This is a genomic window from Streptomyces sp. NPDC043685 (assembly GCF_056436585.1).
The window spans coordinates 1-21,453 of sequence record NZ_JBWKCH010000017.1 but is presented as its reverse complement, the minus strand read 5'-3'; the positions used below and the strand labels follow the sequence as shown (position 1 = coordinate 21,453).

General features: G+C 69.7%; 26 protein-coding genes and 1 pseudogene. 13 read left to right on the top strand and 14 right to left on the bottom strand.

The window, feature by feature from the left end:
* Nucleotides 1-146: 146 nt before the first annotated feature.
* From AC0665_RS37090 to AC0665_RS37035, 12 genes are all read right to left on the bottom strand, one after another.
* A complete protein-coding gene (locus AC0665_RS37090; RefSeq protein WP_478706761.1) occupies nt 147-1,733 on the bottom strand; it encodes a DUF2637 domain-containing protein in 1,587 nt (528 codons plus the stop codon).
* Nucleotides 1,734-2,172: 439 nt separating this feature from the next.
* Nucleotides 2,173-2,535, bottom strand: a complete 363-nt coding sequence (locus tag AC0665_RS37085; RefSeq protein ID WP_478706760.1) for a hypothetical protein — start codon at nt 2,533-2,535, stop codon at nt 2,173-2,175.
* Complete coding sequence (locus AC0665_RS37080; protein ID WP_478706759.1) at nt 2,532-3,005, bottom strand: hypothetical protein; 474 nt, start codon at nt 3,003-3,005, stop codon at nt 2,532-2,534. Before AC0665_RS37080 ends, AC0665_RS37085 begins: the two co-directional genes overlap by 4 nt.
* A 185-nt stretch (nt 3,006-3,190) precedes the next feature.
* Complete coding sequence (locus AC0665_RS37075; RefSeq protein WP_478706758.1) at nt 3,191-5,329, bottom strand: FtsK/SpoIIIE domain-containing protein; 2,139 nt, start codon at nt 5,327-5,329, stop codon at nt 3,191-3,193.
* Complete coding sequence (locus AC0665_RS37070) at nt 5,329-6,000, bottom strand: hypothetical protein (RefSeq protein WP_478706757.1); 672 nt, start codon at nt 5,998-6,000, stop codon at nt 5,329-5,331. The genes AC0665_RS37075 and AC0665_RS37070 overlap by 1 nt, the downstream gene beginning before the upstream one ends.
* Nucleotides 5,997-6,278: a hypothetical protein gene (locus tag AC0665_RS37065; RefSeq protein WP_478706756.1), complete on the bottom strand. Its 282-nt coding sequence runs from the start codon at nt 6,276-6,278 to the stop codon at nt 5,997-5,999. The genes AC0665_RS37070 and AC0665_RS37065 overlap by 4 nt, the downstream gene beginning before the upstream one ends.
* Before the next feature lies 1 nt (nt 6,279).
* Nucleotides 6,280-6,612: a hypothetical protein gene (locus AC0665_RS37060; protein WP_478706755.1), complete on the bottom strand. Its 333-nt coding sequence runs from the start codon at nt 6,610-6,612 to the stop codon at nt 6,280-6,282.
* Nucleotides 6,613-6,793: 181 nt separating this feature from the next.
* The gene (locus AC0665_RS37055; protein ID WP_478706754.1) at nt 6,794-7,015 is read right to left on the bottom strand and encodes a hypothetical protein; all 222 of its coding nucleotides are present in this window, start codon (nt 7,013-7,015) and stop codon (nt 6,794-6,796) included.
* Entirely contained in the window at nt 7,012-7,182 is a 171-nt protein-coding gene (locus AC0665_RS37050) for a hypothetical protein (protein WP_478706753.1), read from the bottom strand. Before AC0665_RS37050 ends, AC0665_RS37055 begins: the two co-directional genes overlap by 4 nt.
* Nucleotides 7,179-7,427 carry a hypothetical protein gene (locus tag AC0665_RS37045; protein ID WP_478706752.1) on the bottom strand — a complete coding sequence of 83 codons (249 nt, stop codon included), beginning with the start codon at nt 7,425-7,427 and terminating at the stop codon, nt 7,179-7,181. The genes AC0665_RS37050 and AC0665_RS37045 overlap by 4 nt, the downstream gene beginning before the upstream one ends.
* Nucleotides 7,424-7,552 carry a hypothetical protein gene (locus AC0665_RS37040; protein ID WP_478706751.1) on the bottom strand — a complete coding sequence of 43 codons (129 nt, stop codon included), beginning with the start codon at nt 7,550-7,552 and terminating at the stop codon, nt 7,424-7,426. Before AC0665_RS37040 ends, AC0665_RS37045 begins: the two co-directional genes overlap by 4 nt.
* Nucleotides 7,549-7,800, bottom strand: a complete 252-nt coding sequence (locus tag AC0665_RS37035) for a hypothetical protein (RefSeq protein WP_478706750.1) — start codon at nt 7,798-7,800, stop codon at nt 7,549-7,551. The genes AC0665_RS37040 and AC0665_RS37035 overlap by 4 nt, the downstream gene beginning before the upstream one ends.
* 345 nt (nt 7,801-8,145) lie before the next feature.
* Here AC0665_RS37035 and AC0665_RS37030 point away from each other — a divergent pair, with 345 nt between their 5' ends.
* The 4 genes from AC0665_RS37030 (at nt 8,146) to tpg (ending at nt 11,352) form a co-directional block, all read left to right on the top strand.
* On the top strand, nt 8,146-8,922 hold the full coding sequence (locus tag AC0665_RS37030) for a GntR family transcriptional regulator (RefSeq protein ID WP_478706749.1): 777 nt from the start codon (nt 8,146-8,148) through the stop codon (nt 8,920-8,922).
* Nucleotides 8,923-9,114: 192 nt separating this feature from the next.
* Complete coding sequence (locus AC0665_RS37025) at nt 9,115-9,420, top strand: hypothetical protein (protein WP_478706748.1); 306 nt, start codon at nt 9,115-9,117, stop codon at nt 9,418-9,420.
* A complete protein-coding gene (locus AC0665_RS37020) occupies nt 9,417-10,472 on the top strand; it encodes a hypothetical protein (RefSeq protein ID WP_478706747.1) in 1,056 nt (351 codons plus the stop codon). The genes AC0665_RS37025 and AC0665_RS37020 overlap by 4 nt, the downstream gene beginning before the upstream one ends.
* Nucleotides 10,473-10,797: 325 nt before the next feature.
* Nucleotides 10,798-11,352 (top strand): telomere-protecting terminal protein Tpg, encoded by a 555-nt coding sequence (gene tpg / locus AC0665_RS37015; RefSeq protein WP_478706746.1) that lies wholly within the window; start codon nt 10,798-10,800, stop codon nt 11,350-11,352.
* Nucleotides 11,353-11,381: 29 nt separating this feature from the next.
* Here the strand turns inward: tpg and AC0665_RS37010 are convergent, their stop codons facing one another.
* Nucleotides 11,382-11,810 (bottom strand): hypothetical protein, encoded by a 429-nt coding sequence (locus AC0665_RS37010; protein ID WP_478706745.1) that lies wholly within the window; start codon nt 11,808-11,810, stop codon nt 11,382-11,384.
* Nucleotides 11,811-12,017: 207 nt separating this feature from the next.
* On the opposite strand from AC0665_RS37010, the pseudogene AC0665_RS37005 reads away from it, so the two are divergent.
* The 9 genes and pseudogenes from AC0665_RS37005 to AC0665_RS36965 form a co-directional block, all read left to right on the top strand.
* Nucleotides 12,018-12,128, top strand: a pseudogene (locus AC0665_RS37005) (IS5/IS1182 family transposase); the annotation flags it as partial.
* 990 nt (nt 12,129-13,118) lie between these two features.
* Nucleotides 13,119-13,292, top strand: a complete 174-nt coding sequence (locus AC0665_RS37000) for a hypothetical protein (RefSeq protein WP_478706744.1) — start codon at nt 13,119-13,121, stop codon at nt 13,290-13,292.
* Nucleotides 13,293-14,396: 1,104 nt separating this feature from the next.
* Nucleotides 14,397-14,744 carry a hypothetical protein gene (locus tag AC0665_RS36995; protein WP_478706743.1) on the top strand — a complete coding sequence of 116 codons (348 nt, stop codon included), beginning with the start codon at nt 14,397-14,399 and terminating at the stop codon, nt 14,742-14,744.
* Nucleotides 14,745-14,775: 31 nt separating this feature from the next.
* The gene (locus AC0665_RS36990) at nt 14,776-15,498 is read left to right on the top strand and encodes a helix-turn-helix domain-containing protein (RefSeq protein WP_478706742.1); all 723 of its coding nucleotides are present in this window, start codon (nt 14,776-14,778) and stop codon (nt 15,496-15,498) included.
* A 222-nt stretch (nt 15,499-15,720) separates the two neighbouring features.
* Nucleotides 15,721-16,956, top strand: a complete 1,236-nt coding sequence (locus tag AC0665_RS36985) for a type IV toxin-antitoxin system AbiEi family antitoxin domain-containing protein (RefSeq protein WP_478706741.1) — start codon at nt 15,721-15,723, stop codon at nt 16,954-16,956.
* Between the two features lie 78 nt (nt 16,957-17,034).
* Nucleotides 17,035-17,955 (top strand): nucleotidyl transferase AbiEii/AbiGii toxin family protein, encoded by a 921-nt coding sequence (locus AC0665_RS36980; protein WP_478706740.1) that lies wholly within the window; start codon nt 17,035-17,037, stop codon nt 17,953-17,955.
* Between the two features lie 223 nt (nt 17,956-18,178).
* Entirely contained in the window at nt 18,179-18,307 is a 129-nt protein-coding gene (locus AC0665_RS36975; protein WP_478706739.1) for a hypothetical protein, read from the top strand.
* 266 nt (nt 18,308-18,573) lie between these two features.
* Complete coding sequence (locus AC0665_RS36970) at nt 18,574-19,281, top strand: hypothetical protein (RefSeq protein WP_478706738.1); 708 nt, start codon at nt 18,574-18,576, stop codon at nt 19,279-19,281.
* A gap of 2 nt (nt 19,282-19,283) precedes the next feature.
* Nucleotides 19,284-19,847, top strand: a complete 564-nt coding sequence (locus AC0665_RS36965; RefSeq protein WP_478706737.1) for a class I SAM-dependent methyltransferase — start codon at nt 19,284-19,286, stop codon at nt 19,845-19,847.
* Between the two features lie 801 nt (nt 19,848-20,648).
* Here AC0665_RS36965 and AC0665_RS36960 read toward each other — a convergent pair.
* Complete coding sequence (locus tag AC0665_RS36960) at nt 20,649-21,089, bottom strand: glycine-rich domain-containing protein (RefSeq protein WP_478706736.1); 441 nt, start codon at nt 21,087-21,089, stop codon at nt 20,649-20,651.
* Nucleotides 21,090-21,453: the final 364 nt, after the last annotated feature.

Genomic DNA, 21,453 nt, shown 5'->3' with positions numbered 1-21,453 from the left:
GCGCGGTGGCGGGGGTGGTTGTGGGGGGGGGGGCTTCCCCCCCCTTCGCGGCCCCCGCGCCCGCTCCGGGGGCGGGGCGGGGTTGGTGGGGGGGGGGGGGGGGGCCCCCCGGGGGGGGCCCCCCCCCGCCCGCGATATCCGGCGCTTCAGCGCCAGCTTTGCGGCGCGTACGCGGTCATCGGGTCGTAGCCGCCCGCCAGCAGCTCCGCCGCCTCCTGGCGCAGCTCGCCCGCCGTGGTCCGAGCGGCGCCCACGGCCGTCTCGATGTCGTTGAGCGAGACGACGTCGACGTTGTAGGCGTTCCCGCCGGCCGCGACGATGAGGCGGGCGACCCGGCGGGCCTTGATCTGGCGCGGGGTCAGCCCGGCCCAGGCGTCGGCCGTGGCCGCCTCCGCCTCCATCACAGCGACCCGGTATCGAGCCTGTGCCGCCTGCTCCCGCGCCTGCTCCGCTTCGGCGGCCAGCCGCTCCGCCTCGGTCTCCTCCTGCTGCTTGCGGCGACGCTGCGCCGCCATGTCGGCCTCGGCCCGCTCCGCCTCCGCCCGCTCCGCCTGTGCCCGGCGGCGCTCCGCCTCTGCTTCGGCCTCCGCCTCGGCGGCCTTCTTCTTGTGCTCCGCCGCCCGGCGCCGGGCGGCGGCGGCCTCCTCCGACTCCAGCGCTTCGAGCTCCGCAGTGACGGCCCGCTCCGCCTGTGCACGGGTCAGCTCCGCCCGCGTGCGCGCCGACTCCGCCCGTGCCCGTGCTTCCGCCGTCGACGCCTCCGCGTCGGCCGCCGCCGTTCCGGTCTCGGCACTCACCCGGTGCCGCGCGGCCTCCACTCGTCCGGCCGCCTCCACCTTCTTGATCTCCAGTTCCGCCGACCGCTCCGCGGCCTCCGCCTCCGCCAGCGCCTTGCGCTCCTCCTCCTGGCGGGCCCGCTCGGCCGCCTCGGCCTCCCACTGCGCCGGCAGCGCCAGCGCCTGCTCCACCGTGAACCCGCGCGGGGCCATCGTCATGGGCAGCAACTGCTCCTCAGTCGCCTTGGACAGGTCGCCGCCCAGCTCCTGAGTGAGCCACACGCGGTATCCGTCCAGCGCCTGCTCCCGCTTGACCATCTCGTCGTAGGAGCGGACGTTGGCCAGCCGCATGCGCCGGTACAGGCGCATGGTCGAGGGCGGGGCCAGCAGCCAGCGGTGCATCGGGATGCGCTCGGTGAACTTGCCGTCCTCGATCTGCGTGGCGTGCAGGACCAGGTGGCGCAGCGCCTCCACGCCGACGACGAACAGGATGGGCATCAGGCCGTGCCACAGGGCCCGCACGGGGTCCTCTGCCAGGCTCACGGTGCCCTTGCCGCCGCTGGTGGCGTTGAGCACCACGGTGGCCAGCGTCATGCCGTGCGCGGCGAAGCGCAGCAGCGGCTTGGGGATGCGGCGGTACGTCAAGTACACGTCCAGCGCCAGGAACGCCAGGATCGCGCCGTCGATACCGATCGGCACCCAGTAGGACAGCGCCTCAGAGAATCCCTTGGCCTCGGCGGCCTGGCGCAGCGTGTCGTACGAGGACGCGAAGCCCACCCCGGCCACGACCAGCATGCCCAGCGCGATGACCGCGGCCAGGAGGCGGCCGGGCCACTTCCCCATGCGGCCAGGCCCCCGGCCACCCTCGGCCAGCGCCCCGCTGTCGGTGTCCCAGGTGGCCTGCCTGGCCGCCCGATCGGCCTCGGCCGCCTCGAGGTCGGCCCCGGCCGTGGGCACCCCTCCCCGGCCTCCCCCCGGCCGTGCCGGGCGACCCGGGCGCGGCACGGCCGGAGCGGTCTCCGGCGTTCCCGGACTGGCCGCCCTGGCCACCGGAGCGGCCCCGGCCGCGACCGGAGCGGCCCCGGCCGTGGACACCCCTCCGGGCCCACTGTGCTCTTCCGTCAGCGCCTTGTGCATTCCGGCAGTCTGCACCCCGGCCACCGGTGCCGGATCACCGACCCGCGCAACCGGAGCGGCAGCCGGTCCTCCCGGAGCGGGCACAGCGTCATCCGGAGCCGCACGCGGGCGGTCGTGGGTGAGTGGGTCGTCGGGGGTGCCGGTGCGGGGCTGGGGGTAGGTTGCGTGCTGCGTCACGGGAGCCTCCGTGTCGTGGTCGGGACCGCTTGCTGTGCGGTCGTGGCCGGCCGGGCCGGGAGCGCCGAACTCCCGGCCCGGGTCATCGGGCGAGCAGGTAGTAGGGGAAGGGCCGGTCCTCGATGCGGACTCCGGCCGACTTGATCCAGTACCAGTGGAACGGGAACTTCGGGGCGCGCAGGGTCATAAGCGCCACGGCGCGGTGGTGTCCGTCTGCGACGTACACGTCGCCGTGGCGGTCGGAGACGCCCAGGACAATCGGGACTTGCAGGCCCTGGCGGGGGATGGACCCCAGCAGGCCGGCCACGATCTCGGCGTCCTTCTCCCGGCGTTCGAACCGGGCGCGGGCGTCGGCCCAGCGGGTGTACTCCGTGGGGCGGATCGTGTCGTCACGCAGCAGCGCGGTCGGCATCGTGCCCCGGTAGCGGCCCATCGTGGCGTTCACCTGCCGTTCTTCGTCGTGGTCTTGCCCCACCACTTGGTGTGGTTGTGGGTGACGTAGGTGTCGCCGCCGCGTACGGCGCGGCGCCCTGTTCCGGTGATGAGGGCGGCGAGGCAGACGGCCCACAGCAGGCCGCTGCTGGTGATGGCGGCGATCGGGGCTAGGGCCTGGCCCAGTCCGTAGCCGACGCCGGCGGCCGCCGCCCCGGTGCCGATCCCGCCCGCCAGCACGAGTTGGGCGCGCGAGTCGATGAGGGGCTGCGAGGTCAGGTCGCGGGGTGCGGTGGCGGGCACGGAGGCGATCAGGGCGTCGGCCTGCGAGCGCAAGACGGGCACCATGCGGCCGTAGGCGTCCGGCACGTACACCACCGGCTCGCTGCTGGTGCGTTCGGCGTACAGCTCCACCGGACCGCTCAGCGGCGCGGCGAGGGGCGCAGCCGGGGTGTACGGGCGAGGTTCGAGGGGGTGAGACACGGCACGTGCTCCTCACATTGAGTAACTGTCAGGCGGAGGTCGGAGGCGGGGATTTCTGACAGTCAGAGCCACTGTCAGGGCCTGTCACGTGCAAAGTTCCGTGACTTCCCTGTAGGCCCCCGGCGGGCCTGACTGTCGAACGTCAGGCCGCGCCGTGACTGTCAGGTCGTCACATACAGTGACGGCTAGGCGGGCTGGAGGGGGGAGTGCAGGATGGTGTACTCGCCGTGCCCGTCGCGGCGGATGACGCCCGTGTCGGCGAGCCGCTTCAGCTCGCCCTGGAGCCACGGGCGCTTGCGCCCGGCGGCCACGGTCGCGGGGATCAGGTCGCTGGGCTCGAACTCCAGGCGGCCCTGTTGGAGGAAGGCGTCCAGCTCCACGCAGAGGATGTGCCGGGCCTCCTCGGTCGACGGGCGGTCTCCGCCCTCGAACGTGATCTCCGAGTCAGGGTCGGCGTCAGGCACGTCGTCCTCGAGGCGGAGGTGGGTGTAGTCGGCATCGGGCTCGGGGTCGGCGGGGATCGCACCGAGGATCTCGGCGCGGGCGTCCTGGAGCTCCACGTCGGCGGCCTCCTCGAACTCGGACATGTCGGCGTCGTCCTCCAGGACGTAGGCGGAGCGGTCGGTGACGGCCCCCGGAATCGGGTCCAGCGCGGCCGGAGCGGGCGCCGTCACGGCCGGAGCCGCGTCCCGCCCGCCCGGGGTGGTGCGGTTGGTGCCCCGGTGCGAGCGCTGGGCGTAGACCTGGCCCAGGGCGGCGGCGGTCGTCTCGTCGAGCGGGTCACGTACGGCGGCGGCGGCCTGGACGAGGGCCGCGAGGTAATCGCGGTCGGTCAGGCAGGAGCGGACCTCGGTGGTCCAGCGCTCCTGCGGGATGCCCATGCCGGTGGAGAAGCCGTAGCCGGGCCGGTCGCTGCCCCAGGCGGGGATGGCGCCGGCGGCGGTGACGCGGTCCGGGAGGCAGAAGCTGGCGTCGCCCGGATCGTCCACGCCGAAGCAGGCGGTGGCCTGGAGGTTGGCGCGCACGTCGGTGCTCACGTTGGTCCAGGTGGCGCGCTGGAGGCTGACCACGAGCCAGATGCCGACCGACCGGGCGGCGCGGGCAATCTTCTCCAGCTCATCGAAGTCGGCGAGGTCCGCGGCTTCCTCCAGCCACACCACCACCGCGTTCAGCGACGACTGAGGCGTCCACTGGTCCAAGCCCTCGTCGGCGAGGACGTCGCCGCGGGCCTTGATGGCGGCGGGCAGTGCCCGCATCAGCCGCTTGGCCTCCTTGGGGTCGGTGACGAACCAGTCCAATCCGTCACGGATGTGACCGACCGTCTGACGTCCCTTGGCCACGTCGACCAGGAAGATAGACAGCTTCCGGCGGCACATCAGGTGCGTGAGGATGGTGCGGCAGAACTCCGACTTACCCGCGCCGGTCACGCCCATCACGAGCAGGTGCTGGAGGATGTCCGCGTCGAACGGATTGATCAGCCACAGCTCGCCGTCGGCGTACAGGCCGACCGGGACCGCCTCGGTGGGCAGCAGGCCCAGCGCGGCCGGCGGGATGAAACCGACGCCGTCCTTGAGCAGGTCGGCCACCCGCATGGAGACCACACCCTCGGCGGCGTTGTCCGGGTCCGGGGTGACGATCACGCCGGACGGCGGGACGTGCAGCACGGCGGCGGCCTTGTTCACCGTGGCCTGCACGTCCTCGATCGTGGCGCCGTCGGTCACTTCCAGGTTCGCCTTCACGGTGCCCTTGCCGGTGCCCTTGGCGCCCTTGACCTTGACCTTCTCCCAGCCGATCGCCTCGGCCAGCGCGCCCAGACCGCCGGTGTTCGTCTCCTCGACATCGCCGGAGGCTCCGTTACGCAGGAGCTGGCGCACGTTCCAGGAGGCGGCCATCAGCCCGCCGCCGATCAGCCAGGCGTCCAGCACCGGCGAGCCGAACGGGCCTGCGGCGGTGGCACAGGTGAGCCAGCCCATCGAGGCCGCCACCGTTGCGGTGGCCTGTGCGCGGCGGAACTTGCCGTAGGCGCTGCTGGCGGGGGTGGTCTTCCACGCCACCGCCGACAGGCCGGCCCCGCCGACCGCCAGCGTCGCCGACGCCAGCCCGGCCGACAGCGGCGCGTCGCCCCACATCGTGTTCGTGGCAAAGCCGGCCAGCGGCGGCAGCGTCGCCACGCTCACCCACGGCGCCGCATACGGCAGCGCCTTGCCGACCAGGTGGCCGACGACGTGCCCGAAGAAGCCGCCCCGGCCGACGGGCACGATCTCTGTAGTGTTCACCGGCGCCGCCGCGGCGGCGGCCTTGCGGGAGCCCTTGCGCGGTGCCATCAGCCCTCCCCGATCGTGAACTGGCGACGGGTGGGCTTGCTGCCGTTGCGGCGCTGCTTGGCCTCCTGCTCGGGCTTGACGAAGTGCCGGTCGAAGGCGTGCGCCATCTTCAGCGCACCCACGCCCAGCGCCTTCGCCGCCTCCGCCGACACCTTCAGGTGGGCGGAGACCAGGCGGGCCTTGACCCGGCTGGAGGCGCCGAAGGTGTACCACTTGCCCTTGTAGGTCGACAGCACGCCGTTGATCTCCTCGGCGCGCATCCCGAGGATCAGGTGCAGCTCCCGCCCGAGGTGGTTGATCGCCTTGGCCATCGCCAGGATGTCCTTGTCGTTGCGGATTTCGATCCGCTCCACCAGGTGGATCAGCCGGTCGCCCTGGTGCCGGTCACCCGCCGCGCCGCCCGCGGCCGCGCCGCCGTTGCCACGGCCGCCACCTCCACCATTGCGGCCGTCGCCGCCGATGTTGACGGTGACTGGCGGCACGAACGAGGAACCGAGCCCCCCGACGAACCCGCCGGCCGCCGACCCCGCCGCACCGGCCACCCGGGAAGCACGGCCGGAGTCGTTCGGCTCCTGACGGGGCAGGGACGGCGCGGCCGGGCGCGGCGGCTGGGTGGGGCGCGACGGAGCGAACGCGGCGGTGTCGTCCTGCCAGTTGTAGGGAGTGCTCACGTCTCGTCCTCCACGATCGTCGTGCCGCCGAACCAGATCGGCTGGCGGATCTGGATCAGGTCCAGGTCGGGGTCGGTGTCGTCGGCCACCGCGTCGGCGGCCTGCTCGATCAGCTCGTGCGCGGCCATGAACTTCGCGGTAGCCAGCGCCGCGTACAGGTCGGTGGGCCCCAAGCGGGTGCGGGTGGCCAGGCGCAGGGCGAGGCGGGCGAACCGGGTGCCGCGCTCAAGAGCCGCCGCCGCGCGATCCAGCAGCGTGATGCGCCTCTGGCCGTACACGTCAGGCCCCCTCGGTGCCGATGGCGGGCAGGGCGGCGGCGATAGCGGCCCAGGAGCGGGCGGTGTCCGCCCACACGAAGCCCGCCGCGGCATGCCGCGCCGTCTTCGGGTGGTTGTCGAAGCTGAGGGCACAGGCCGACGCCAAACCCGCCAGGTTCTGCGCCTTCTCGATGGCTTCCCTGGCTTCCTTCAGTGCCTGATCACGGGTCACGGTGATCTCCTCTCGGCGAACCGGGCTGTCCGGTCCCTGCGCCACCACCAGCCGTGCGAGCAGCTGGTGATGACGCAGGGCCGTCAGCCCTGGCACGCGCACGCGCATCCGCGGCCGGCGCACGCCCGGCAGTCCTGGCAGGTGTCACACGCCTTGCAGTGGCCGCAACCGCGCAGCTCCCGTGGCCAGCAGTTGCACATGCTGGGATGCCAGGGGTCCGCCGAGCCGAACAGCGCGAACTGTCCGGGCACCGGGGCGGTGATCGAGGCCGGAACGGGGCGGGGCTTGACCCGCCGGGCCCGGCTCACACGTGCCGCCTCGGGTAGCCGTGGCCAGCGGGCGGGTACGGCGTCACCGATCCGGGCCACGCGCCGAACAGCACGGTGATCTCGAAGTCGGTCAGCTCACCGCCGTTCACCGGATCACCGGTGCGGGCCTCGTAGGCGTCCTCGACGCCCTGCACCAGGCGGCGGCTGCGCTCGGCGTCGTCCGCCTCGGTCTCCCGACCACTGAACCAGCCGCTCACCGGTCGCCCTCCTCGGTCTCGCCCGAACTCAGCACCCACGCGACGGCGAGCACGCCCAGGGCCAGGACGGCGAAGAGGTTCAGCAGCTGCCGCTCCCCGGCGCACAGGGCCCAGAACTCGGCGCCAATCAACAGCAGGCACACCATGCGTCCGATCCGCCAGCTCATCGGGCGCCTCCCGCCCGCACCAGGCGGTCCGAGTCGGTCCACACGGAGCCGACCGCGAACGGCTGGCCGTCCGCGCGCAGCACGTCCCGCACGATCACCGCGAACCGCGCCGCCTGACGCTTGAGCAGACGTGCTGCCTCGGCCGGGTCCGTGACCAGGGCCAGCACCTCAAAAGCGCCGTCGGAGTTCTGGTAGATCGCACCTGCCATGCGCGGCCCGATCTGCTGCAAGGTCTCGGTCGTCATCGCGCACCGCCCTGCTGCGCCGCCCGCTGAACCGTCTCGGCGAGCCGGGCTGCCGCCGACTTCGCCGCCGCCAGGTCCGCCGCTGCCTTCGCCCGGGCCGCCGCCAGAGCCGCCGCCGCGCTCACGCCGCCGCTCCGATCCACGACGCCAGCCGCACCAGCGCGGCCGCCTCATCCTGGAAGTCGGCCAGCAGCTCCCGCACCCGCGCCGTGGCGTAGTGCGCGCAAACCCGGCGCCGGGCCTTCATCGCCAGCAGCCCCGCCGGCCGCGCCACCGTGTTGCCGCGCAGCAGCCAGACCTCGATCCACACGTCCTCCGCCCGGGCCGCGCCACCCACCGGGTAGGGGTGCGGGCCACGCGGACGCTGCGGCAACGGCTCCTTCGTCTTGCTGTGCTCATCAGCGCGGGGGGCCAACTGCGCTAACGGCCTCTGATCTGTCACGATCGACACGTTGGTTCCCTCTCTGACCAGGGGGTTCCGACAGCGGGACCGGTGCTCCAACACCGGTCCCGCCGCCCGGTCTGGTGCTCCAACACCAGACCGGGCACCTGCATTTATGCAGGTGGGGCAGTGCCCAGCGCTTCAACCGGCCTCACCGCCAGTTAATGCCTAGGCATTATTGAGAATGCACGCCGGGGGGCGTACTGTCAATAACGACTAGGCGATAAGGTGGCTCAGGATGTGAGTCACGCCACGACGGAGAAGAGGTGCCGGGCCATGAGCAGTTCCGGGGGCATCGCCGCTGACCTGCGTCGCCGCATCAATGACGGGGAGTTCTCTCCGGGGAGCAAGCTGCCGACGAACTCAGAGCTGATGGCAGAACACGGTGTGTCCAAGGCGACCGTCACCAAGGCCATCAGCGAGCTGGTCGACGAGGGCTTGGTGTTCACCGCCAAGAAGGGCGGCACCCGCGTGCGACACCGCGCCCAGGTACAACTGCCGCTAAGCCGCTACAGCCGGGCCGTCACCCCTGGCGGGACACGCGGACCGTGGGAGACAGTCACCTCAGAGGCGGGCTTGGACGGCTTCATGGAGCTGCTCCACGTCGAACCGGTGGAGGCGCCCGAGGATCTGGCCCTGCTGCTCGAACTCGAGGCCGGTGACACCCTGATTTACCGCCTGCGCCATGCGGTCATCCGCCCCGACGACCTAGTTCAGATCCAGCACGCCTGGTATCCGCGCGACATCGCCGAAGCTGCTGGCATCGACGCGGTGGAGAAGATTGAGGGCGGTATCTACCGCAAGCTCGCGGCGGCTGGACACCTCCGGGCAACAGCAAGCGAGACTGTCGCCGTGCGAATGCCCACCCCTGACGAGGCCACTCTGCTGCGCGTCGGTGGGCGGGTCTCCGTCATCACGGTCGAGCGCGTCACGAAGGACGCGAACGGCCGTCCAATCGAGGTCTTGCGCGCCATCGCCGCGGCGGACCGGTTGAAGTTCACGTATGACGATCTGCCCCTGCTGTCCCCGTCCTCGGAGACACAAAATGGCTGACCGGCATGACGGAACGGCAATGGTCGGCCAACACGGACTCCCGGAGGCATTCTTGCCGCCGTCGCTTCGGGACGATTGGTAATCAGCAAGACCGAAACGCAAAGGCCCCGCCGTGGCGGGGCCCGTACGTCCGTCACCGGGTGGCCGCCCGGTGACGGTGAAGCACACGAGATGAGTGGAGGTGCGCTCCCCTTGAGCGTACGAGATGGTCGGCCCGGCAGGCTACAGGGCCAGGCGTTCCCTGAGCGGGTCGTGATCCGGCGTGGCCGGATGGCGGCCGACGACTACACCATGCTGCCGAACGCGTTCCTGGCGGATGCCCGGCTGTCGTTCACGGCGCGCGGTGTGTTCGCGCTGCTGAGCACGTTCAGCGACGACGAGTGGGAGGCGGCCACCGCGGCCTCCCTCGCACACGGCACCCCGCAGAGCGTTCCGGAGGTCCAGGCTGCGCTGGTCGAGCTGGAGGTTCACGGCTACCTCGCGGAGGTAGCCCGGTGATCCAGCACATGAGCATGGTCTTCAAGGCCGGCGGGCTGAGCGTGGGTGAGGGTGCGTTCCTGATGGCGTGCGCAAACCACACCGACGCCAAGGGTTACGTCATCGCGCACATGCAGCAGATCGCGGACGAGGCGCACATGTCCCTGCGGACCGCCCAGGCCACCCGGGCGAAGCTGGAGAAGCGCAAGTTGGTCAAAGCGGCGCCGCGGTTCAGCCCGAAGAACGGGGCACAGATCGCCAACCTGTTCCGCATCAACTTGGACCTGTTGAAGAGCATGGAACGTGAGCGCAAGGACTACGGCGCGACGCTCATCGAGGAGCTGACGTTCGACGAGGCGCCTGACGAGGCTCCGGGGGAAAACCGCAGCTCAGACCCCCATGCAGATTCTGCACCCCCCCCTGCGAAATCTGCACCCCCCCCTGCAGATCCTGCACCCCCCCATGCAGATCTCGCAGGGGGCGGGGGTGCGAAATCTGCACCCCTTCTCCCTCCCTCTTCTCCTCCCTCCTCTCTCTCCCCCCGCGCGGGCGACCCTGATGACGCTGACGCCTCACTGGGCACAGCGCCGGTCGGAGAGAGAGAGAACGAGGCTTCGCCCGAGGGTCAGACCCCCTCCAGAGCTGAGCTGCCCCAGCAGAGGGAGCCGTCACAGCAGAGCACAGCGGCGGGGGACCGGATCGTGGCCGCGTACGCGGCTGCCCTCGGGCGGCCAGTGCTGAACGGCACCAGGGCCAAGCTGGAGCGCCAGGCCGTCGAACTGCTGACGCAGGGCCTGCCTGAAGCGTGGCTGTGCGACCGTGCGCGGGAGCTGGCGGCGCGCGGCTGGTCCGATCTCGTTCAGCACACCGAGCGCTCCACCGCGCCCATCGAGGTGCAACGGGAGCAGTCCGGGGCCGGCCGTCCTGGACTGCCGGAGTGGTGCGGCGAGTGCGGCGACGGCACCGGCACGGCCGCCCGGCTCAACCCACGCTTCCGCAAGGTCGGACCAGAGGACGCCCGGGAGCTGTGCCCGCGCTGTCACCCGGACCGGATCACGTGCGCGTCCGCGTGAAGCACGCTGTGCGGCCGTCTCCCGCGCTTTCGCCCTGCCCCGAGTCTCCTTGGGTGAGGCGAGGTGCGATAGGCCGTCAGATGGCCGTACAGCGCCTCTGGTTGGCGGGTGGTGCCGCGCTCAAGTCGGAAGTGAACGGCCGCCCCAGTCGGCTCAGTCCTGCTGCTGAGGAGTGGTCGCTGGAGCGCGCCCCTGAAGGGCGCGTCAACCATCCTGGGCGCCGCTGTGCGGTGCGATCAGCCCGGCGCCGGAATTACTCATCCCCGACCAGGCCATGAGCGCCCCACAGCGGCCCACTAGCCGATCATGAACGGAGGTGCCCCGCGTGGGCATCGTGGGAGACGGCCTGAACCGGGCCGTGCAGCAGGCATTCACCCGCCCCATCCCGAAGTCGGCCGGGGCGCAGATGCGTTACTTGGTCAAGCAGCTCAAGGGCACCCGCGCCGTGGCCGAGCAGCTCGGCATCTCACAGCGCACCGTGGAACGCTACGTCAAAGACCAGATCCGCCGGCCCCGCGCCGACCTCGCCCAGCGCCTGGCCGACGCCGTACGCGAGCGCTGGCAGCCGCGGGTGCGCGCCCAGGCCCGCAAGCAAGCGGCCACCAGCACGGGCGTCGTCATCGACGTCCGTGCACGTTTCGGGTTCACCGCCGCTCCCGGCACCACCGATGACGCCCGTCTGCGGCACATCACCCTCGCCCTGCCGCCAAGTCACGCGGCCCGCCTCTTCGACGCCCAGGACGCCGGGGCCAGCGAACAGCAGCTGCGCGACCTCGCGGGCCAGGCGCTCGGCGAGGTGTACTTCCAGGACGGTGGCCGCCGCGCCCAGGGCCTGGACGTCGAGTTCACCGACATCGAGCAACTGGATTTCGACCTGTAGCGCTCAGGCAAGTCTGAGCTCAAGGGTTCCTATTTCCCAAACCCTCGGCGGATCTCCTCGGCGAGGGCACCGTCCTCTTCGCTCAGACCGAGGTAGGCCCATGAGATCCCGGCATCGGCGAGTGCCTCAGCGATGGTGGCCCTCCCGGGGTACCGGGCTTCGACAGCGTCCAGCTCAGCCGAGCGTTCTGCGATCCTTTGCATGGACGCGAGGCGAGCTTCGGCAGCAGCCGCCTCATCAACCCGCGCACGTGCCTCCTCCATGGCAAGGCGGGCGTCGATCTTCTCCCCCTCGAGGACGTCGAAGGCCATGTTCACAACCTCCCGTCCCTCCAAGTCGGGGCGTTCGGCGTGGATTTGACGGAGCTTTGCCTCCAGGCGGAGCAAGGCACTCTCCGGCAGCATGTCGCGCACATTATCCAGGGCCTTGTCGAGCTGGGCGTCGAACTGGTCAGTCATACCCAAGACGCTAGCCCTGCCGTCTTTCCGACACACCAGGACCGCTCTCGAAGCCGACGTCCCGGGGCAGGCCCAAGCCGCCTACTCAAACACTGAGCTCTTCGATGTGGCCACCGATCGGGTGACGTTCCGTGAAGCGAAACGAGCGAGACCCCCGGGCTGTTGATCGAGATGTCTGACGTCTCAATTACGTTGCTCGGGGCCTCGTTGGTCGTCCATCCTGCCGCAATCGACCTGCCGCACGCACTCGTGGAGTGGGTCACCATACTGATCGTCACCCGTGAGGGCGACCGGCGCTGCAAGCTCCGTCCGGGCGAAGCATGTGGTCACTGCGAGTGTGTCTCGTCGGGTGGGAGTGCTGGCGATTCAGTGCCGATGCCCAAGACACGGCGCCCGGCCAGACGCGCGGGCTTGGCCGCGGCTGCCGTGGTGGGGAGGCGCTCGGCGGCGAGTTGGGCGCGTGGCGCGGGCGGCAGCTCGGGGTCTCGCGTGTCGCAGGCGTCGGCTTGCCTTGGTCCGGTGCCCAGCGGGCGGCGGTCGATCGTCACGGCGGCGATTGTCCCGCCCGCCGGGGCAACCAACTACGTCACTGCTCACCTAGCCCCGAAAACGATCTTGCACCACGTGCACCACGTTGGTGAGCTCGACGGGATACCCAGCGCTCCGCAGACGGTTGTCTCAAGGTTGCGGGGCTAACCCCCGCGCTGAAGACCATGACGCTGCCATCCCGGACCGCCCTGTTCATGACCTTTTGTCTGTTGCCAATCCGCAGTGGGGCCAACCCTGCTCCACCGCCCACCTACCTGCATGCCTCCGCCCGGGCGTACCCGATCCCGAGGGGGACTCGTGCGTGTCCACGCTCGCGCTGATCCTGGTCGTCGCCGTAGGTGCTGCGCTGCCCGTCATCCGTTTCGGGGCCCTGACCAGGTAACCGACTCACTAACTGATTGGTGTCCCAGGACGCCACCAAACACGCGCCCCATAACCAATGGGTGGGCACCTACCGGGCCGGCGGCACGCATTCAAGAGTTCCGAACAGTTCAGAACCATTGAATTCAAGATCCCGGCTGACAAGAGTCGGCCCTGCCGCACCCCACCCCCGCCTGCTCTGCGACCAGGAACACACACGCCTGTAAACAGCCTGGTCAGAGCCGGGTTGCGGGGCTAACCCCCGCGCCAAGCACCCTGAGCCGCCCTGTCCGGGACGCCTCCCCGAGACGCAAGGGCCAGGAGGCAACACCCTCCACTGCCAACCAGCCCGCACGCCCCCGCCCGGGGGCGTGCCCGAACCCTGAGGGGGAACCGTTCGTGTCCACGCTCGCTCTGCTCGTCGCGCTGCTCCTGGTCGTCGTCGTGGTGCTGCTCGCGGCCGGCGCCGCCTACGTCGTGCACCGCCACCCGACCTGGAGCCAGCCCCTCGGCGCCGCGTTCGGCGCGGTCACGGTGATGGCCGCCCTGGTCGGGGCGATCCTCGCCCGGTGACCCGGCGCGCCCGGCCGGGCCAGCAGGCTTGCGGCTTGCCGGCGGGAAGCTGCCGGGGGACGAACAGCGCTTCCAGCCGTTCCGGCTTGTCGCCCGAGCGCAGGTAGTCGGCGAGGTTGGCCACCAAGCGGGACAGCGGGTGGCCCTGGCCAGTTTGCGCTGGAAGTTGCGACAAGAGGTGCGCGAGCCTCTTCGGCGCGTCCGCGTTTGCGCAGGTCACCATGCCCACAAAGCATGGTCGGGGTGCTGACATCCCCCTCACAGCACCCCACTACCGCCCCGGCCTGGAAGAAGAAGGGTCGGAGGGAGCGGGCGGGACGCGGGGAGCGCCTCGGGAGATTGGGAACCAGCCGGTCCTCTCGCGCGCGTCGGCGGGGCCGCGCGCGGCAGTAGTGGGCGTGGGGTGCGCGGATACAGGTGAAGCCGATGGCCAGCCTTGGAGGGCATGGCGATCGGCTTCACGTGGGCAGGCGCGCCAACACCTGCCCCGATTCCCTGTGCACGGTTGGAGCCAGTAGCAATCAGGGTCGGACGCGATCTGCCTGGCAGTCGCGATCCGTGGTTAGAGAATGACCTAGGCCATCCAAGATCGTTTATCGACAAGCGGCGCGAAATTGAATCAACCCAGGTCAGAGCTGTTCCCGCCGTTCTGGAGATACAGACCAAGGGACACGACCCGGTAACGCGGTTGTCAGTCTCGCTCTAGAGCGCCGCTCGGGGCGTTGACCTGCGGCTTTGCCGTTCTCACGACGTCGATCCGAGTCGAAAACAGGCGCGGTGCAGCTCTACGTCCTCATGCTAGGGCCCTACGCAGCGCTCTGACCTGCGATGTTGCTCGCGGGCGCGTCCGCGAGCGGCCCACGGGCCCGGTACAAGGTGAACATCAATGAGCACAACGTCGCTTTGGTGCGCGGGTGAGCCAACGTTTGGAGCGGCTGTCGTTTGTGCCCTAGGGGCTGGAATCCTGTGTCGCAGCAGGTTCCTTTGTGCGCGGGGAGCGCCAACTCCCGTCAGGCGTACGGAGGGACAAAAAACATCGGTTGGAGCCGAGTAGCACCGTCCGGCGATCTTCTGGTCGCCGGACGGTAGATAGGGGATCCCTTCATGGGCGGAATGCCCTCCGCCGCAGCGAGTGCTGCGGTCGCCAAGCCGACGGCGTCCGGCCTCGACGTCGCCTCCGCGAACGCGATGGTCACCGAGCCGGTGCCCGGCCTGAGCGCGTCCACCTCCGCGAGCGACCGCTTCGGCATGCCGCACGCGCTCGTGATCATCGCGTGCATCGCCACCGCGGCGATCCTCGCCCCGCCCGACATGGGCGTCGACGACATCCTGCTCCTCATCGCGGGCGCCGGCGGCATCGGCGCCGGGATCGTCGTCGCGGCTGGGACCGGCGGCCGACGCGCTGGCCGGATCGGCCGCTTCGTGCGCGCCTACTTCACCTCGGGTAACTGAGGGGGTCGCCTTGGGACGCCCCGAGAAGCCGGTGAACCGTACCGTTCCTGCGCGCGCGAAGCTGGCCGACTTCCTGCGCGGCCGTAAGGCCGCGGCCGGGCTGACCTACGAGGAGATGACAAAGCGCCTCCACGTGCAGGGGGCCCCGTCAAAGGCGACGCTTGAGCGCGCCGCCTCCGGTGACACCGTCCCCTCCTGGGCGACCGTCGAGGCCTTCATCATCGTGACCACCACGGACGACGCCGGGAGCCTCGGTTCTGCCCTGATCCGCGGTCAGGAGCTGTGGATCCGCGCGCGCCGGGCCACCCGGGCGCCGTATCACGTCCACAAGGCCCCCGACCCCGGCCTCATCTCCGACCCGGCCGACTTCAGCCGTGCCCTGCGCCACCAGCATGTGTGGGCCGGCTACCCCACGCCCGGCGAGATGGCACGGATGTCCGGCTCCTGGGCGCTGCCCAGCAGCACCACCCGTCGCATCATTGCGGGCGAGATCCTCCCCGTTGATCCTCAGCAGACCATCGCCTTCCTGAAGGCCTGCTACGTGCTCGAACCCGCCGACCTCGAACCCTGGCTCGCCGCAGCGGTCCGAGCCTTCACCCACAGCAGCGCATCGGGAAAGTGGGACATCAACAAGTGGCTCAGGGCCCACCAGGACCTGCTCGCCCAAGTCGACGCCAGCAGTGAGGAAGAGCCCCCACAGCGACTCCTTCCCGCTGCGGTTGTTTATCAGTGGGAGGGGGAGCGGGCCGCGTAGATGCGGGCCGGGTATCGAGGCAGCTTCGAGCCATGCACGTTCGGAAGTGGTCTCTATCGCTCTGCGGGCAAAGACTCGGTGGTCGCCTTGCGGTGGTTTCTTGAGCCTCCTGCCTGGGCGATCACTGAGAATCCAGAGAAAATTACTACCCTGCCGCATCGGGAGCAGAGATAGTTACATCTAGGGGTAACTATCTCTGCCAAACTGTGTAACCATCTCTGTATGGACCGTGCTGAACAGCTTGCTGCGCTCTCCGGTGCCGCTGCGGACCAATGGGGTCTCGTCACTACTGCTCAAGCCAAGAGCCTTGGCTTGAACGCCGTACAGCTGCTGCGGCTGACCGAAGCTGGCCTGCTCGAGAACGTCAGCCGCGGCGTCTACCTCCTGACTGCCGGCGGCATGCCCCGTTACATCGACATCAAGGCCGCTTGGCTGCGCCTGCAACCAGCAGCGTTTGCCTGGGACCGCCCGCCCGGCCATCCAGACTCCGGTGTTGTGTCCCACGCCTCGGCCTGCCAGCTCCACGAGCTAGGCGATATCCCCGCCCCGGACGTGGAGATCACCGTGCCCCGCCGACGGACTACCACCGAGCCGTTCGTGCGGCTGCGCATCGCCTCGCTGGACCCAAAGGAGATCACGGTCGTCGACGGCCTCCCTGTCACCACCGCGTCCCGCACTATCACCGATCTGCTGAAGGCGAAGGCCGACGGTGGCCACGTCGGCGGGGTCATTGCCGAGGCCAACCGTCGTGATCTGATCGACCTAGACGAGCTCGCCGACCGTGTGCAGCCCTACGTCCGCGCCTACGGGCTGGCAGCCACCGCCAGTGGACGCGAGCTCATCGGCCACCTCGTTGAGCAGGCTGGGGAGAGCCTGCACCGTCAGGAAGTCGCCCGCGCCAGCAAGGAAGGTTTCGAGGCAGCCGTCAACCTCCTGGCCGCTCGTCCCGATCTTGCCGCTTACCTCGCCCAGCACACTGCAGGACAGCAGCGCACGATCAAGGAGGCACAGGACGTCATCGCTGCACAGTTTTCCTCTGTCTCAGCCTCCGCTATGCCCCAATACCCGGACATCATGGAACTCACGGGCCTGCGCAAGACACTCCAGGACATCAATCGGCAGCTGGCCCAGCCGGGTGTGGCGAAGGCGATCCGAGAGATGAACCGGCAGCTGGCCTTGCCCGGCCTGTCCCAGACCCTTCGGGACTTGACCCCCAAGCTGACGCAGTCCAACCCGGCCCTGACATCGATGCTGAGCAAGCTGAATCGGCCGGACCCAACTATCGCGAAGGCCATGCGCGACGCTCTGACCATGCCGCCGGTCACCCGCAAGGCCCTGAACCGTGCGGCCGGCCCCATCGCCGAGTCTGATCAGCTGGCCCTCTCTTCTCGCGAGGACGGCAGCTCGGACGGCGATGCGGGCCGCGGCGGTCGGCCAGAAGGCGAAGAGGCGGGCTGACCGGTCTGCAGAGCTGAAGGACTGATCAACTCGGGCGTAGAGTCAGCAGACTTGAACCAGCACGCCGGGGGGCGATCCATGGCCAAGACGTACGCGACTCCATCGGGGTTCCAGGCGGCCCTGAAGAATGCCGCGAGGAACATGTCCAGACAGACCGGCATGAGCATCTCCGATCTCATGAAGATCTTCTACTTCAACCGGCTCGCGGCCCGCGTTTTCACCAAGGAACCCGAGGGCTGGCTTATCAAGGGCGGCCAGGCACTGCTGGTCCGCTACCGCGGCGCCGCCCGTCTCAGCCAGGACATCGACCTACAAAGCGCCCACCCGGAGCGCAGCGCCGAGGAAGCACGGCAGCTGGTGATCGAGGCTGCCTCGATGGACCTGGGCGACTTTCTGCGCTACAGCCCGACCAAGTTCGACAACCACAGTGACGAAGGCCGTGGCGGTGCGCAGCACTTCAAGGTCTTCTGCGGCACGGCTGAGGTGGCCAGCATCAAGGTCGATCTCGTCGTCGGCCGCACCCTCTCCGGCACCCCCGAGGTCCGCACCCTGAAATCCGCCGTCGACATCGAGTGGCCCGTCGACTGGCCCGACGTCTGCCTCTACCCCGTCATCGACCACATCGCCGACAAGATCTGCGCCATGTATGAACGCCACGGCGACAAAGCCCAATTCGGCTCCAACCGCTACCGCGACCTGGCCGACCTGCTGCTGATCAGCCAGCAGGAAGCCGTCGAAGGGCAGGCCGTCACCCAGGCCCTGCACCGTGAAGCCGAACGCCGGCGCCAGAACGGCACCACCATCGAGCTGCCCACCGCCTTCGAGGCGCCGGGCTCCGACTGGGACGACGGCTACCCCAAGCAGGCCTCCCTCGTCGTCGGCCTGCGAGGCTGCAGCACCTACGCCGAAGCAGCGCAAGCCGCCGCCGCATTCATCAACCCCATCCTCGACCAGACCGCCCAGGGAACCTGGGACCCGCACAACGCGGCCTGGGCGTAGCGAGCGGGAGGGCGCGGCAACACCCGTCGTGCGCGCCAGTTGGTCAATGCGGCGCCGCGGTTCGGCCCGAAGAACGGGAGCTGGCGGCGCGCGGCTGGTGCGATCTCGTTCAGTGAGTGTTTGACCGCTGGCAGCCCCGCGTCCGCGCGCGCCCGCCGCCAGCATCGACCTGGTCATCGACTCCACGCTCGCGCTGCTCGTCGCGCTGCTCCTGGTCGTCCTCGTGGTACTGCTCGCGGCCGGCGCCGCCTACGTCGTGCACCGCCACCCGACCTGGGCACAGCCCCTCGGCGCCGCGTTCGGCGCGGTCACGGTGATGGCCTCCCTGGTCGGCGCGATACTCGCCCGATGACCCGGCCCGCTCAGCCGGAGCGGAGCACCGGGGACCCGGCGGAACCGGGCCGGTACTGCCCCGCAGCGGTCTGTCAGGAAGTAGTCGGCGCAACCGACGCCCCTTGACCGCCAGCTTGATAGAAGTGCAGTATCTTTTTTTGTGCATCCTGGTCGTGCCGAAACAGTGGCGCGCCCGGGTCTGCTTGTTGTGCGCGCCACCTTCCGCGCCGATGGCGCCGAGACGCGTCGGCCGAGGCACCGAACCAGCGTCGAAGGAGAGCAGCGATGATCCATCAAAGCCGGAGGCATCTCGTACGAACGCGGGAGATGTTGGCCCGCGACATGGGCATGGCCATGGGAACGCTTAGGAACAAGAAGCCATACGCGGTGGCGGGGTTCCCCGCGCCTATCAGTTCCGACGGCGCCCGGGTGCTGCTGTGGGACGGCGAGCAGACCGCTGCCTATCTCGCCGGCGAGCCCGTGCCGGAGCTACCGCCCGCGGAAGGCCCGGACGTCCTCTTGGACCGGCAGGAAGCCGCGGGAGAGCTGGGCGTGACGCCCCGGACGTGGGATGGGTACAAGACGGACCCGAAGCTCTCGCGGCACGTGGTGGACGTTCACGGCGTGGAGCACTGGCCGCGCGGCATCGTGCACGCTTTCCGCGACGGCCGTCCTGGCAAGGAGAGTGCGACCGGCCGGCCAAAGGGGAGGACGAACGCGGTCCCCCGCGGCGAGCTCCGCGCACGGGTGGCCGCGCTCCTTGATACGGCGCCGGCGGTCACCATTGCCGACACCCGCGCAGCGCTCGGCGTCGCGCCGGCCACGGCACAACGCATGCTGGCCCAACTCCGCGGCGAGCGGATCAAAGCACTCATGGAGACGTCCCCCGGACTGTCCACCGACGAGGCAGCGGACCGGCTCGGGTACCCGGCCGCCGCGCGCCGGGCCGCACGGGACTTTGCGGCCACTGCTGGCGCAGAGTCGGAGGGGTGATCATGCGCACGGTCGTCGCAGTGGACGAATGGGACGCACACTATGCAGCCGGACGTGACTTCAGGCCAGTGACCGACGAAGAAGGGGCAGCGTTTGACCTGAACATCGGTCCGGGCGAGGGCCGGTCGGCTCTGGACATCGGCTGTGGAACGGGGGGATTCGCGTATTTCCTGCACGAGCGAGACTATTCGGTGGTGGGTGTTGATTATGCGGGAGCGGCCATTTCCATGGCCAACGCCCGCCACCAGTCGACCGCCGGACTCTCCTTCCAATGCTGGAATGCCGAAGCGGACTCATGGACGATATTCCCGGCGCACAATCTCATCTCCTGCCGCCTCAGCTATGCCTTCATTCAAGAGAAGTCAACATTCCTACAGAATGTAAAAGCGCATCTTCTGCCCGGCGGGGTGTTCTATGTGATGACTCCTCAATCCGATAAGCTCCCGTCCGCCCGAAATAGAATCGGCGTATCGGCGAAAGAGATCGAAGAATTGTGCCGCGGGTGGAACTCCGTAAAGGAGTGGACTCTGGATGCGCAGCACGTGTGCTACGCCCTGACTCTCTGACGTTTCCGGGAGCTAGGCTCAGGACCGGCGCCCGGTCAAGGCAAGGTGTTGCCGCGTGGGACCGGGTGGCCAGTGACGGCCGGCCGTGGGCCGCTAACCCCTCCGTCGCTCCGCCGGCGGCGGACCGGCCGTCACACCGCAACGACGGCGCCCCGGGCGCTGCATCCCCATGGAGGGCGCAGCGCCCGGGGCGCCGTCGTTGGCAAGCGGGCAGGAAGCGGCCGGGGGCGCAGCGCCGGGTGTTACGCGGGCTGTCACACGAGAGGTCACACCGGACCGTGTCACAAGCTCTGACCAGCGCCGACCCCGCCCGATCCCCCCGCCGGGCTCGCATGTGACAAGGGGCGTGACGCGGGCGCGGAGCGGGTGTCGGGCGCAGCACGGGGGCGCAGCATTGAACTTTGATTACCGGGGGGTCGTGCGCAGCCGGGGGCGGGCGCTGCGCGCCCGATGCCGCCCGGTGGGGCCTCCGCTGCGCTCCGCCCCCACCGGGGCTCGGAGGGCCGCTCCGCTGCGCTCTGCGGCCCTCCGAGCCCCCGCGTGCCGGGTGTCCGCTGCGCTCCCACCCGGCCGGGTGCTGCGCACCCTCACGCGCTGCGGGCCATGACAGGCGGTCACCGGGCGCGCTTCGCGCCCCCGGCTCCCTCGCTGCGCGCTGTCATGGCCCTTGCCTCTGCCGCTGCGCGGCAGAGGGGAATGCGGCATCGGGCGTACAGCGCCCGCCCCCGGCTGCGCACGACCCCCCGGTCGCCACTCAGAGTGACGACCGGGGGGCGCTCACTGTGCGTTACCGGGTCCGGCTCAGTGGCCGTCCTCCCCCGGTCGGCACGGGGTGCACTTCATCGCGTCCTTCTCCCACAGCGGCCAGTCGACCACGAAGCCGTTCGCTTCGATGATCTTCGCCGTGTTGAAGACGGAGCCGTCTCCCTTGCGCTCCACCTCCGGGATGTGGTCGAGGAAGCCCCCGTCCATGTGCTCCGCGCAGAACTCGCGGTAGTTCTTGGTGTCCAGGATGAACACGTGGACGCCATGGTCCACCAGCTCACCCGGACCCATGCCGAGCCCGCGCCCGCGCATCTCCATGGAGGTGATCAGGTAGGCAACCGCCTGCCCGAAAATCCGCTCCGCCATGACGATGTCGAACGGGAAGTCACGCATGAGGAGCGCGATTTCCTTGTCCCAGACCTCCGGGCGAACGAAGGTCTTCGGGTCGCGCGTTGCGACCTGAATTTCGGTTCCCATTCCTGGGTTCCTTCCTGTTGGTGTTTTTCGTGGTGTCGGGGCCGCTAACCACCGACATGAATAAGATACTGCACTTGAGTCACGAGCGCTACCGAATTCCCGATCTACTTTCTGACCTACTGTCAGATTTAACCGGCTCGCTGGAACCTCCCACTCCAGGGCCGGGGGTGCGCATTCATTCCAGTCTCTATCTGGCATTCATTTTGAAGCAGGAGGGAGAGGGGGGATTCTGCCAAAGGTACATGGCGCATCATCTGATGCAGGGTCACCGACCCCGGCCACCCTCCCTCGTAGGTGCTCGGGCCGTAGGCCCGTTGGCCGTCCCGCGTAGCGGGCGCGGCCGGGTGGCTGGAGCGCAGCGGAA